This window comes from Endozoicomonas sp. 4G, from assembly GCF_023822025.1.
GTDB lineage: Bacteria > Pseudomonadota > Gammaproteobacteria > Pseudomonadales > Endozoicomonadaceae > Endozoicomonas_A.
Genome location: NZ_CP082909.1, coordinates 3,562,296 through 3,574,978 on the forward strand (window position 1 = coordinate 3,562,296; position 12,683 = coordinate 3,574,978).

Sequence of the window (12,683 nt, forward strand, 5' to 3'; positions counted from 1 at the left end):
AAATAGCGTCACGGGAAAACAAGGAGAAGACAGTGAGCGAGCTCAAACTCAGACTGGTCACTACAGGCAGCCTCGACAGCCTTGAGAAGGTACTGCATTCCAGTGCAAAAGACGGTCTGAAGATCAGCAATTTTTCTGCTGAACTGGTTCCAGAGAGAGGCCATTACGAGGTGAAAATATCTATCTCGGGCTTTACCAACCAGAATCAGGTTGTCAGTAGACTGGCGATGGAAAAAGATATTCGCGAGCTGACCCCACTGCGCCGGTGACCCCTGTCTACAGCACTTGTCTCCTGCAGCCTTTGCGTGCTGCAGGAAGTGCCGGCTGACATGGGTCAGAGTTGGGGGCAGAGTTGGGATCAGAGTTGCCCTATCACATACTTCAGACCACCAACAATGGCCGCCACTTGGGCGTCATTACATTCTTCGCCCGTTACTTTTGGGCTATCCGGGTAAACTTCCGTTGTCGTACCAAACTTGCAGTCTGTTACCCCACCACACAGACCCAGCTTGCGCATTGGGTAGTGAATCACACCTTCCTGAATCACCGGGGAACCAATAATTTCACCCTGATCGTCTGCTGGTGCAATGTGCGTTACCTCCCTGACAGAATCAATCACAGCCTTCTGAAATTCGGGAGCAGGGTTTTCAGTATCAGCCACCGTGTAGAAACCATCAGGTATTATCCCTTCTACATAATCCACACCGTCCCGTGCTGCCAGAGCAGGGCGAAACTCGGTCTCATCGGTATCCGTGGTTTCATGTAGATCGAAGTGAATTAATACCTCCTGCCCCAAACCGCTTACCAGCTTCATCAAGCTGGCTGATTCTTCTGCAGGGCTCTCTTTGTAAAAGGAACGGTTAGGATCAATGGCATTGGGGTTCCAGCGATTTATGGTTTCATAACCCCAAGGGCTGATGCAGGGTGCCACCAGGATATTAAAATGGTCTATAAAATTTAAAGCCCCGGTTTCCAGAAATTTCAACGCACCGTGGACGCCACTGGTTTCATACCCATGAACGCCACCGGTCACCAGAACAACGGGCTTGTTGGCACTCCAGTTTCGACTCTTAATGGCATAGAGAGGAAAACGTTCAACGTCGTAAGAAAGGGCACCATACTGCTCTACATCGTAGTGCTCTTTTAAAGCCATGATTTTGGGTACAACTTCTTTCTGGTATTCACGATGAATCAGGGTTTGTTGATACCAGGCTTGACGCTCTTCCTTGCCCCACTTTTGACCCGGAGTGCCTATGGGGAATCTATAACTGCTGCTCATTTATCAGCCCCCAGCGCATTCAAACCGGTTGCGATCGGCCTGATTTTATCGGTAATCCATTCACTCCATGAACCCGGATAGAGTTTGCCACCCGACAGGCCAGCGTACTCCATCGCCAGAAGGTTATGACAGGCAGTCACACCCGAGCCACAGTAAAACACCGGTGCAAGCCCATCCACCATCAGATCACCCAACTGTTTTTGCAACTGTTCTACGGAAAGAAAAGAGCCTGAGTCGTCCATATTGGAGGTGAATGGATAACAGACAGCGCCGGGGATATGACCTGCTTTATGATCAAGAGGCTCCACTTCTCCGGCAAAACGCTCTGGAGCGCGGGCATCAATCAAACGAAAAATCGGATTTTGCAATTGTTCCATAACGTCATTGGCAGAAACGGTCATGCTGTGATCAACATCAGCCATAAAGTCAGAAGAGGTAATGACAGGCGTTTCAGTTGTCACGGGATAACGGCCAGCAGACCAGCTTTTGAAACCACCATGCAAAACCTGAACACGTTGCACGCCCACCCAACGCAATTGCCACCATGCACGGGCCGCCATAGCGTGACCACCGTCATCATAAACAACCACATGAGTGGTTTTGCTGATACCCAGCTCTCTCAACCGCTCAGCAAATACCTCGGGGGTCGGCAGCGGGTGCCTGCTGGTTTTTCCGGGAACCACCTGAGCAGAAAGGTCTTTTTCCAGATCAATGTATCTGGAATCAGGAATATGCCCCTGACGGTAAAGTGTCTGTCCCAGTTTGGGATCAGCAAGACTGAAGCGGGCATCAAGTACAACAACGCCGGGGGTATTGAGCAGGGTTGCAAGGACTTCGGGGGCTATGAAGGGTGACATCGGATTAATCCATTTAAACGTATCGAACACGACAGCTAAGTTACCAGACTATTACCGGTCACTACAAAGGCAAGGGCAAGAATAAAGGCAGGGTAAGGTGGGTTCCCTGAGGGTAATTCAGGGATCTACCCGAAGATCCATGGAGGGTTCACATCCGTGTGAATTGGCTATCCATGCACCTTCAATGTATCAACCTAAAAGAAGGCAGAATGCAGGAAGAAATCATCAAGTTTTGTAAGAGATTGCCCACAACTTTGTAGTCAATCCAACAGCCTCAGGATCGGTTGTACCTCACTCGCCCGGCTTATCCAGCTTACTCTGATCCACCACTTCATCATCGATCAAAACCTTGTCAGACAGAATGTGACTGATATCCTCAGCCTCATCATCAATAATAATCCGTGTCACATCACCACCCTGCAAAGGAACATCCTCCTCTTCAGGTGCCCTGAGGTCTGCCTCGGGCTCGGCGGATGTTTCAACGACCGGACTGTCAGCAGGTTCCTGCGGAGATTCATCAACAGGCTCCATCAGGTAAAGCCCCGCGGCAATAGCCAGAATTCCAAAACCAAATGCCAGGGCGGCCAGATGCCCCTTTCTCATAACCACTCCTTCACAGGGTCTACTTGTGAGTTGATACCGTACCAGACGACAGGACATTGATCACTCTTCTATTCCTGTGTCTGTCCTGAAAGCGTCTGTCAAACTCTGGCAGCAACTTGCTTTTTCAGCCATACCATACCACTATGGACGTAGAACTTTGTTCGACTAATAGCAACACATTGCAATAGTGGGAATGAGCTGAAATTTACCAAAAAAAAGCTTTTTTCTTTTTCTACAACTTCATAAATCGGGCTTCACTGTAAACAGTGTCAAGCCGATGAACAATAACAATCAAAAGCAGCTACGAGCTAGAAACAAAATGCCAGTTAACGACTCATTCTTACTCAGTTGTGTGGTTCCGGTTTTCAATGAAAGCCCGGTCATTGGCCAGTTTATGGAGGCACTGAAAGAACAGCTGGAAGCTATCACCGCGCGTTTTGAAATCATTGTGGTGGATGATGGCAGCACCGACAGAACCGTTGAGCTGGTGGAACCTTTCTGTGATGACAAAAGAATCAAGCTGATTGAGCTATCAAGAAACTTCGGTAAGGAAACGGCACTGACTGCCGGTATTGACGCCACTTCCGGTGACTCAGTGGTTCTGATTGATGCCGACTTTCAACACCCGCTGGATATGATCCCGGTCTTTGTTGATTACTGGCGACAAGGTTATCAGATGGTTTATGGCGTTCGTCAGGATCGGAAAAATGAATCTTTCCTGAAAAAGAAAGGTGCACAATTTTTCTATCAGATCATGCACTCCAGCACAGGCATTGATGTACCGGCCCATGCAGGGGACTTCCGGCTGATGGACAGGGTGGTTGTCGATGCCCTGAAAGCCATGCCCGAACGCAGTCGCTTTATGAAAGGCATCTATGCCTGGGTAGGTTACAAGAGTATTGGCCTTCCCTTTGAAGTCAGAGACCGACTGGCGGGAGAATCCGGCTGGGGTTACGCCAAACTGACCCGACTGGCTCTTTCGGGCATTACGGCATTCACCACCTTGCCCCTGCGAATTGTCGGTGGACTCGGACTGATTATTTCCTTCATCTCGGTTTTTTACGCATTCTTTATCATCTTCCGAACCCTGGTTCTTGGTGCGCCCCTGCCAGGCTGGCCCACGGTGGCTGTTGCCATCACTTTTATCGGCGGCGTACAGCTTCTGTCTCTCTGGATACTGGGTGAGTACGTTGCCGGTATTTTCTGCGAAGTGAAAAAGCGCCCCAGATACCTGATACAAAGACAGCTGGGATTCAACAATCAGAAGGACAACAATGCAGCCGATTAAGTTTATTATTACTGGCAGTGCTGCTGCTGTTGTCCACCTTTCCACCCTCTGGCTGCTGGTAGATGTGGCTCAAGCAGCCCCTCTGCTGGCCAATCCCGCCGCGTTTATCCTGGCTTTTATCGTCAGCTACCTGGGCCATGCATTCTGGACGTTTAATCACAAACACCATGCGCTGCGCAGCACTTTAGTGAAATTTCTGCTGGTTCAGCTGCTCTGCAGCTTTCTACTCAACCAGGGGCTTTATACCCTGCTGTTAACCTGCACCGGTTTAAATTATCTGATAGCCAGCTTTATCGTACTGGCAACCATTCCTCTGGTCACTTATTCCCTGAGCAAATACTGGGCCTTTAAATGAAAAGAATAACATTGTGCGCAGATGATTATGGGATGCACCCCGGTGTATCGGAAGCTATCCTGGAGCTGGCCAGTCAAGGCAGCATTCACGCCACCAGCTGCCTGGTCACTGGCAGGAACTGGGCGACGCAGGCAAAAAGCCTGACGACCATTCAGGAAAAGGTTGATATTGGCCTGCATCTGAATTTAACCGAAGGCAAAGGCCTTAGTTCCAGCTATATGGATAGCTTGCCCAGTCTTAGGCAGATATTAATTAAGAGCCATTTTCACTTACTGAACAAGACGGCTGTTCTGGAAGAAGTCACGGCACAATATCAGAATTTTATAGACACGACCGGCAGAGCCCCGGACTTTGTTGATGGACATCAGCACGTACACCACCTGCCCGTGGTACGTGAAGCCCTGTTGTCGGTAATACGCAGTTATAAGCCCGGGCCTTCTTTCTGGGTAAGAAGCGTTACCCCGGTCATTCGCCACGGTGGTGGACTGAAAAGCTATATCATTGAGGGTTCCGGCAGTCGGAGCCTCCACGATCAGCTGAGCAATCGGGGGATCAGTAGCAATGCTTCCTTTGCGGGTATCTATTCGCTGAAACCGGAAGAAAACTATTCCGCCCTGATGAAATCATGGCTCTCTGATTCATACGACAGAGGCCTGATTATGTGCCACCCCGGCAAAACCGCGGAACACAATAACCTCGACCACTCTCAGGCCAGACAGTCAGAGTTTGATTATTTATCAGGCCAGCAATTTGTAGACGACTGTCAACAAGCAGGAGTTAATCTGTGCAGAATGAGACAATAATTGCTGACTCTTCAGCAGTGATTAAGCACCCTCTTCGCTGGCTCAGCCTGATCTGTCTTTTCCAGCTATGTTTCTGGACTCTCGGTCCCTGGATGGTCAGAAACACACTTCACTCTGACACACTTGAAGGTATTGCCTGGGGTCATCTCTGGCAGTGGGGGTATGATAAGCACCCACCGCTGGCAGCCTGGGCTGCCGCGCTTTCTTCACACTTCAGTGACACCAGTGACTGGCCAGTCTACCTGTTTGCCCAGATCTGTGTGGTCATTGCTTTTGTTGCTGTCTGGCGACTGGCCAGAGAATATTTAACCCAAGCAGGTGCCCTGCTGACGGTCTTTCTACTGCAGGGAATTCTTTTTTACAGCAACCGTGTGGAAAGAGTGACACCGGATACGCTTCAGCATCCGATCTGGGCCCTGCTGGCTCTAACGTTCTATTTTGCAGTAGCCCGCCAATCCCTGGGTTACTGGCTGCTGACCGGTGTCATTTCAGGGCTGGCCATTCTGACTAAATATCAGGTCGCCGTACTGTTTGCGCCCTTATTTATTGTGCTTTTAATCACCCGGGAAGGCAGACTTGCCCTTTCCTCCGCGGGTCCCTGGCTGGGCGGGGTTCTGGCGCTGGCTATCGCCTCCCCTCATCTTTACTGGCTATGGAACAATGACTTTACTGCGGTCAATTATCTGGGAGAAAACTACGTTGAAACTGATCGTTATGGCACCGGTACTAACTGGGATCACCTGATATTTCCCCTGACATTTATTAAGAATAATCTGGGCAATGTTCTGGTATTTTTTCTTTTAATGATCCCACTGTTCAGGGCCCCGAAACTCCCTATCGTTTACGATCATTTCAAAAAAGTTTTTCTCATTGCCATAGCCACAGGCCCATTCGCTTTTACACTCTTGTTTGGACTGATAACCGGCGAAAAACTGGTACCTCGCTGGGCTACCCCTTACTTTGCCTGGCTGCCCCTGCTGCTTCTGTTCTGGACTCGTCCATTGATTGATTATCCACTTTTCAAGAGGGTGGTGTTCTGGTGTTTATTCACCGGACTATTGTTTGTCTCATTAAGATGCAGCTATTTGCTGTTCAAGCCGGTCTTTGATGAGCATTACTGGAATACAGTAGAATTCACGCCTTTACGTGAACAGATGCTAAAAGCTGAGGAATTGTGGGCACTCCACCAGCAAGGCCTGCCTGAAAACGGCAGCCACATACCTTACCTGGGGGGGCTTCATTACCACGTTGCCGAACTGATCGCGTACAGCCGCAACCGAAAAACCATTCCATTTTTCGGCCTGAATCCGGCAGAAAGCCTCTGGATGGAAGAAGAAGATTTCCGCAACAAAGGCGGAATCATTGTCATAATAGAGGGTAAACGATACTCAAACCTGGTCAGGCAGAGGCTTGAAAAGAACTACCCCCAGGCTGAGTTTCTCGGGCGATTTGCGTTCGAACCAGTGACACGGATTAAGGTGGACAACAAACCCAAACTGTTTGTGGATTATTACCTTTTAAGACCCCGGGAAACGCACAAATAATCTACTGGAGGGCTTTCATTCATAAAGCCCACTCTGTTATTTTACTGAACCTTAACAACCCGACTGGCAGTGCCTTGGGTAAGAATTTTCACCTTATCGCCGGCAGCGAAGTTAACGGCCGGGTCGGCCTGTTGAACCACAGAAACATAAGAGCCATCATCCAGCCTTACTGTCAGCTCAACCCCCTGCTTAGAAGTGATTTTCTTCTCGGCCATACTGCCCAAAACACCACCGGCAACGGCTCCAGCCACTGCGGCAATGGCGCTTTCACGCTGACCACCAATACTGGAACCTGCAATACCGCCTGCTGCGGCCCCTGCAAGGGTACCCACCTGCCCCTGAGTACCTTCCAGTTTGACCGGTCTGGATTCAGCGACAGTACCAAAACGAACTGTCTGCATGTGACGGGCTTCAGAAGCTGAGTACGTCGTTCCTGTCTGATCGGTCGTACAGCCAGCCAAAGAAAATGAAAGCAACAAGACGATCCCTGTCTGCTTGATCCTGTTATTCATAGATTTATCTCCCACTACGTTTAATTTCCGAGTGAACTTAGACCTCACCATACAGACAAAATTCCTCAGGAGCGCACTGTTCTGGAAAGTCCCCTGACTTCTTCACGAACGGCAGGATCACCGACTCTCTCTGTGATCGATTTAACCCACTCTGTTTTATATCCCCGGACACCCACGTTCTGCTCCTGAACCTCCAGATTACCACTCTGCTGGAGAATCGTCTGGAACAAGGTTCTGTCAGCAGGATCCACAATACGGCCAGGCTCAGGCACTTCACCGGTTCCGGGATTGATTCGGGCCGCCAGGAACTTGATCTCAGCATCCAGCATTCCTGTTCTGTCTTTACCGCTTTTACAATTGGACAGTGGCACAGCCCCCACCTTATGAGTCAACAGAGCGACCCTGGCCGCCAGTTTATAAGCGTCATGATGATGATGGTAATGCCGACCTTTTTTATAGATCGTCTTAATTTGGTCTGCAAGGTTCTCTACTGACCGACCATCTCTTTTTAACTGATCCAATTGAGCATTGAGTTCGGAGACTTTTTCCCTGTTGCCCGCCGCTTCGGCATCCCTGACCTGCACCCTGATGGCCTCACCTTTCGTTGAGATGTCACTGAGAAATTCACCGGCCATCCCGCCATAAATACCTGCTTTACCGGACTTGCCCACCAGCATTTCCATAGCAGGATCATTCATTTTTTTCTGGAAAGACCTTCCCCCGGTTATCAGAGAGGCACCACCTACCCCACCCCAGTTTACCGGAATGTTAAAGCGTGCCTGTTTGAAATTAAGCTTGATTGTCCGGGGCTGCCCGTCCGCCCCCGGAAGTTCCAAAGTAACGGGTTGTTTTGCAGGGTCGGTAAAGTGCTTGAAAGCTTCATTCTGAGCCTTCTGCATTTTTTTCTCATGCCCAGAACCCAGACCGGTGGTCACCAGAGAGGTGGAAGTTGTCGTCAGAGTGGGGACAGGGCCTCCCTCTGCCGCCACCAGAGCCTGCTCAAAAATATCAGGCCGGGTTGCCAGGGCCGAAAGCAGAATTTCTTTGACTCTTGTTTTTCCTCCTTCTGCCTTGAGATCCGGATCCCCTTCGACGCCATAGGGATCAGCAATCCCATGCCGTATGCCGGTGTAGACATTATTATTGTTAATCGAGAAATCACTGCGATTCAGGTTTGAGGCATGATCCGTATTGGCCGTATCAAGACAGCAAACTCCACGACCTTCATAGTCGATATCATAGAGGCGAGAGACTTCACCCCTTGCTGACTCAGGCACTTTGATTTCAGCCGCGGGCTGTTGTCTGGAGGTAAACTCAACGCCATCCTGAGAAAACGAATTTTCTGTTGTTTTCCAGGGACGATTATTTAACTGATCAGCATAAGCCGCCTTGAAATCGCTGGCCACGGTGTGTTTATCGACGCCTGCTGACACCAGGGCATCTTGCAGAATTTTCGGATAATGCTCATTAGCCTTGCGTATCTCCTCCTTGCTGACAGGTTCATCACCTTTTAGCTGAACCGTTTGCTGAAGTCGTCTTAACTCATTCAGTAGTTGTCGATCAAGCTTGGTCAGACGTGCCACGTCCTCTGTACGCCCCTCGCTCTGGGCCAACTGAAGTTTATTATTCAGAACCCCTCTGGCAGCATCAAACTGTAGCTTCTGTAGCTTGAAAAACTCTTTATGGTCATGAGTACTTCCGGGAACGGCCACTTCAACATCGGACACGGTTATCTGATAGCGATTTAAAAGGGTCTGGGTGTCTCCACTTTCCCGCAGATGCATTCTGAATATTTCACTGGCAACCAGCTTGTCTACATTGGCTGAAGATAATTCATCGAGGAGTTTATAAGGAAGGTTCCTTAGATTTTCCACCATCTCTTCCGTCACGGGCTCATAGTTCTGATGAATCTTTTGCTCATGTCGCTGGATAAAGTCTTTCATTGCCAGAATAAGCTCACCACCATCAGTCTGTAGCCGGGCTTCATTGAGTACTTCTTTGGCCACAGAGACGGCAGCACTCTCATACTGATTTCTGGCCTGCTGATAAGCCCTCTGTACTTCAGGCTTGTCACCCTGCCCCATTTTCACCTCGGCAAAGACATACCCCTGTTGTTTGAAAACGTTGTCAGCCTGAGCCTGAGGACGGACATTGCCAGAGACCTCTATTGGTTTGGGCCGACTGACTGAAGCGACTTGCCTCTGTTGTATGGGAATATCACGAGGAGTCCGGTTACCCAGCCCTGACAACTTTTTCAGAACACTCCTGATCGCTTTGACCAGCCGGTTCTGGCGGCTGCTACGCCCGACCTTTTCCAGTTCTCCGACATCGGGTGCTGCTGCGTGAGGGTTCATTGATGTGGGCTGTGGGCCCGTTGGGAGCTTGCCGCCTTCCATTGCTCTGACTCCTTAGTCGGGGATAAATTTTCAAGATTGAAGGGCAAATCTGGAATATGTTTCAGTAACATTATCAATAATGCCCTTGACACCTTATTAGAAGAATAGCTAAAGGCGAAGCTCACAACCCGTTAACAATAGCTACAACGCTCTGAATGATGACATTTGTAATAGTTTGATAAGTAGAATTTCATATTGCCGGAAGCTCTAAGCAGGAACAGACTAACCCTGATATTTTGAGGTGGTGATTCACCAGACTCTCCACCTCTTGTTGCCGATATTCCTTATTAATGGTGATACATCAATGGCACTGGACAATACTGATCTGAACGAATACCGCATCGAACATGATCTGCTGGGTGAAGCCCCTGTACCTCAGGAAGCTTACTATGGCATCCAGACTCAGCGAGCCCTGGAAAACTTCAACATCTCCGGTGTCACACTGAACCACTTCTCAAACATCCCGAAAGCCCTGGCCATGGTTAAGAAAGCCTGTGCCCTGGCTAACCGTGACCTGGGAATGCTGGATGCAGCCAAAGCCGACGCCATCGCCGACGCCTGTGACGAAATCATTGCCGGTAAACTGCATGACCAGTTTACCGTTGACATGATTCAGGGGGGAGCCGGAACCTCCACCAACATGAATGCCAATGAAGTGATTGCCAACCGCGCACTGGAACTGATGGGCTACCGTCGTGGTCAGTACGAGCACCTGCACCCTAACACCCACGTCAACATGGCTCAGTCTACCAACGACGTTTATCCAACGGCTATGCGTCTGTCCATGGTACTGAAGCACAACGAGCTGGTGGTGGCCGCCAAGAGCCTGAAGAATGCCTGCGACATTAAGGCAGAAGAGTTCAAGGACGTGCTGAAAATGGGTCGTACCCAGCTGCAGGACGCTGTACCTATGACCCTGGGGCAGGAATTCCGTGCTTTCTCAACCACCATTGGTGAAGACATTGACCGTATCAAGGATATGGCCAAGCTGCTGTGCGAAATTAACCTGGGCGGTACCGCCATCGGTACCGGTATCACCGCCGACAACCGTTACGCACCTCTGGCGGTTAAATACCTGTCGGAAATTTCCGGTCAGAATATGATTCTGGCGGGTGACCTGGTAGAAGCCACCTCTGACATGGGTGCTTTTGTCATCTTCTCCAGCTCTCTGAAGCGTATGGCCGTTAAGCTGTCCAAGATGAGTAATGACCTGCGCCTGCTCTCTTCCGGTCCTCTGTGTGGCTTTAATGACATCAACCTGCCTGAAATGCAGCCAGGTTCTTCCATCATGCCCGGCAAGGTTAACCCGGTTATTCCTGAGGCCATGAGCCAGATCGCTTTCCACGTTATTGGCAATGACCTGGTCGTGACCATGGCATCGGAGGCTGCCCAGCTACAGCTGAACTACGCTGAGCCGGTACTGGTTTACAAAATTCTGGAATCCATCCAGCAGCTCACCAATGGTATGTTTATGCTGTCCGACCGCTGCGTGAAAGGTATCACTGCCAACAAAGACATCTGCATGGATTATGTCTACAACTCTGTTGGTCTGGTCACTGCTCTGAACCCTTATCTGGGTTACGAGAACTCCAGTCGCATTGCCAAAACGGCTATGAAGACCGGTCGTCGTGTAGTGGACCTGGTAAAAGAAGAAGGCTTGCTGACGGATGAGCAACTGGCCGAAATCCTGAAGCCAGAGAACATGATTGCACCACTGGACCTGAGCAGCAAGGTCCACTGATCTTAAACATCAGTCGTCTATACCGGCGCTAACCCAGCGCTCAACCCACAAAAAACCGCACTGTTACAGGTGCGGTTTTTTTATTATTCAGCTTACTTGCCCATGCCTGATAAACATTTACAGTAGTTTTACCACTTGGAATGTATAATTTTTCCTTTAATATTGCGCATTCCGTGAGGCAATCAGTAGAAAGCGAAACAACCAGAACCATTCAAACGTAATTACGACTTGGAAACATCGGACATCGAAAAACCCGGCTCAGAATACTGAGCCCTGGCGTAGAAGTAACTGTCCAGCGCAATCCAGGCAGAGCAGCCCGCTCAGTGTATGTTGTTAAAAACCTCTGCTACACTGAGATCGAATTCCACAGCCGTTAAGCGTGTAATCGAACGATAGTGTGGCTCTACCTTCGCAAATTTTCTCCTGCCTGACGGCGTTTTATTACTAACCCGTTTACGGCAACTTTTATACAGTTACAGTGGAGTCGTTATGCAGCAACAGGATATGAAGCAGGAACCCACCGTTTTCATCATCGACGATGACGAGGCTGTGCGTGATTCGCTGAAAATGCTGATGCAGTCTGTTGGACAGACAGTAGAAGCTTTTTTTTCCCCCGCCGAGTTCCTGGAAGTCTACGATGAAAATCGTCCGGGATGCATTGTTCTGGACATTCGTATGCCGGGAATGAGCGGGCTGGAGCTTCAGAGCAAGCTCAATGAAATGCACTGCATCCTGCCTATCATTTTTATTACCGGACATGGCGATGTGCCGATGGCCGTTCAGGCCATCAAGGATGGTGCAATGAACTTTATCCAGAAACCATTCCGTGACCAGGAACTTCTGGATCTGATTAACGACGCCTTGAAGCTGGATGCGCAACAGCGTCGTGAACTGCTTGAGCACAAAGAAATTCTTCGTCGTCTTTCCACGCTAACTGACCGTGAGCGTGAGGTACTTCATCACGTGGTTGAAGGCAAGGCAAACAAGGTCATTGCTGCCGACATCAACCTGAGCCAGAGAACCGTAGAGATCCACCGCTCCCGTGTGATGGAAAAAATGGGTACCAAGTCTCTGGCCCACCTGGTTCGTCAGGTCATGCAGGTTAAAGAGCATCTGGAAGGTGAGTTTTACTTCAAAGCCTGACCTTTATCCGGGGCACCTTTTTGGATAACGCCCCGGATCACTACCACTCCTGCTAGTGGTCGTCACACACCCTTATCAGTCTATTGCACGCCCGTTCTACCCCCTATCAATTATCTCTCCCCCCCCTGCGAAGCCTTGTAATACCTTTTAGGTAGTCCCCGT

At 49.7% G+C, this 12,683-nt stretch carries 12 protein-coding genes; 7 read left to right on the forward strand and 5 right to left on the reverse strand.

The window, feature by feature from the left end; translation table 11 throughout:
* Nucleotides 1-32: 32 nt before the first annotated feature.
* Nucleotides 33-269, forward strand: a complete 237-nt coding sequence (locus tag K7B67_RS13930; protein ID WP_252176492.1) for a hypothetical protein — start codon at nt 33-35, stop codon at nt 267-269.
* 89 nt (nt 270-358) lie between these two features.
* Here the strand turns inward: K7B67_RS13930 and K7B67_RS13935 are convergent, their stop codons facing one another.
* The 3 genes from K7B67_RS13935 to K7B67_RS13945 form a co-directional block, all read right to left on the reverse strand.
* Nucleotides 359-1,279: a M14 family metallocarboxypeptidase gene (locus tag K7B67_RS13935; protein WP_252176493.1), complete on the reverse strand. Its 921-nt coding sequence runs from the start codon at nt 1,277-1,279 to the stop codon at nt 359-361.
* Nucleotides 1,276-2,136, reverse strand: coding sequence for a sulfurtransferase (locus K7B67_RS13940; protein ID WP_252176494.1), 861 nt, complete (start codon nt 2,134-2,136; stop codon nt 1,276-1,278). The genes K7B67_RS13935 and K7B67_RS13940 overlap by 4 nt, the downstream gene beginning before the upstream one ends.
* Before the next feature lie 291 nt (nt 2,137-2,427).
* Nucleotides 2,428-2,739, reverse strand: a complete 312-nt coding sequence (locus tag K7B67_RS13945; RefSeq protein ID WP_252176496.1) for a hypothetical protein — start codon at nt 2,737-2,739, stop codon at nt 2,428-2,430.
* Nucleotides 2,740-3,058: 319 nt separating this feature from the next.
* Between K7B67_RS13945 and K7B67_RS13950 the strand changes: the two genes are divergently transcribed.
* The 4 genes from K7B67_RS13950 to K7B67_RS13965 are packed head-to-tail and all read left to right on the forward strand — an operon-like array spanning nt 3,059 to nt 6,729.
* Complete coding sequence (locus tag K7B67_RS13950; RefSeq protein ID WP_252176497.1) at nt 3,059-4,027, forward strand: glycosyltransferase family 2 protein; 969 nt, start codon at nt 3,059-3,061, stop codon at nt 4,025-4,027.
* Nucleotides 4,014-4,382, forward strand: a complete 369-nt coding sequence (locus K7B67_RS13955; RefSeq protein WP_252176499.1) for a GtrA family protein — start codon at nt 4,014-4,016, stop codon at nt 4,380-4,382. The genes K7B67_RS13950 and K7B67_RS13955 overlap by 14 nt, the downstream gene beginning before the upstream one ends.
* A complete protein-coding gene (locus K7B67_RS13960) occupies nt 4,379-5,185 on the forward strand; it encodes a ChbG/HpnK family deacetylase (protein WP_252176500.1) in 807 nt (268 codons plus the stop codon). The genes K7B67_RS13955 and K7B67_RS13960 overlap by 4 nt, the downstream gene beginning before the upstream one ends.
* Nucleotides 5,167-6,729, forward strand: a complete 1,563-nt coding sequence (locus K7B67_RS13965) for a glycosyltransferase family 39 protein (RefSeq protein ID WP_252176502.1) — start codon at nt 5,167-5,169, stop codon at nt 6,727-6,729. The genes K7B67_RS13960 and K7B67_RS13965 overlap by 19 nt, the downstream gene beginning before the upstream one ends.
* Nucleotides 6,730-6,770: 41 nt before the next feature.
* Here the strand turns inward: K7B67_RS13965 and K7B67_RS13970 are convergent, their stop codons facing one another.
* The gene (locus K7B67_RS13970; protein ID WP_252176504.1) at nt 6,771-7,241 is read right to left on the reverse strand and encodes a glycine zipper 2TM domain-containing protein; all 471 of its coding nucleotides are present in this window, start codon (nt 7,239-7,241) and stop codon (nt 6,771-6,773) included.
* Nucleotides 7,242-7,306: 65 nt separating this feature from the next.
* Complete coding sequence (locus K7B67_RS13975; protein WP_252176505.1) at nt 7,307-9,637, reverse strand: inositol phosphate phosphatase SopB; 2,331 nt, start codon at nt 9,635-9,637, stop codon at nt 7,307-7,309.
* A 304-nt stretch (nt 9,638-9,941) separates the two neighbouring features.
* On the opposite strand from K7B67_RS13975, the gene aspA reads away from it, so the two are divergent.
* A complete protein-coding gene (gene aspA, locus K7B67_RS13980; protein ID WP_252176506.1) occupies nt 9,942-11,378 on the forward strand; it encodes an aspartate ammonia-lyase in 1,437 nt (478 codons plus the stop codon).
* A gap of 489 nt (nt 11,379-11,867) precedes the next feature.
* On the forward strand, nt 11,868-12,521 hold the full coding sequence (locus K7B67_RS13985; protein ID WP_252176507.1) for a response regulator transcription factor: 654 nt from the start codon (nt 11,868-11,870) through the stop codon (nt 12,519-12,521).
* The last annotated feature ends 162 nt before the right edge of the window (nt 12,522-12,683 follow it).

What these genes read in the sequence shown, in the direction of transcription:
- K7B67_RS13950 (WP_252176497.1), top strand. Translation starts at nt 3,059, where the DNA reads ATGCCAGTTAACGACTCATTCTTACTCAGTTGTGTGGTTCCGGTTTTC.
- K7B67_RS13960 (WP_252176500.1), top strand. Translation starts at nt 4,379, where the DNA reads ATGAAAAGAATAACATTGTGCGCAGATGATTATGGGATGCACCCCGGT.
- K7B67_RS13940 (WP_252176494.1), bottom strand. Translation starts at nt 2,136, where the DNA reads ATGTCACCCTTCATAGCCCCCGAAGTCCTTGCAACCCTGCTCAATACC.
- K7B67_RS13985 (WP_252176507.1), top strand. Translation starts at nt 11,868, where the DNA reads ATGCAGCAACAGGATATGAAGCAGGAACCCACCGTTTTCATCATCGAC.
- K7B67_RS13935 (WP_252176493.1), bottom strand. Translation starts at nt 1,279, where the DNA reads ATGAGCAGCAGTTATAGATTCCCCATAGGCACTCCGGGTCAAAAGTGG.
- K7B67_RS13955 (WP_252176499.1), top strand. Translation starts at nt 4,014, where the DNA reads ATGCAGCCGATTAAGTTTATTATTACTGGCAGTGCTGCTGCTGTTGTC.
- K7B67_RS13970 (WP_252176504.1), bottom strand. Translation starts at nt 7,241, where the DNA reads ATGAATAACAGGATCAAGCAGACAGGGATCGTCTTGTTGCTTTCATTT.
- K7B67_RS13975 (WP_252176505.1), bottom strand. Translation starts at nt 9,637, where the DNA reads ATGGAAGGCGGCAAGCTCCCAACGGGCCCACAGCCCACATCAATGAAC.
- K7B67_RS13945 (WP_252176496.1), bottom strand. Translation starts at nt 2,739, where the DNA reads ATGAGAAAGGGGCATCTGGCCGCCCTGGCATTTGGTTTTGGAATTCTG.
- aspA (WP_252176506.1), top strand. Translation starts at nt 9,942, where the DNA reads ATGGCACTGGACAATACTGATCTGAACGAATACCGCATCGAACATGAT.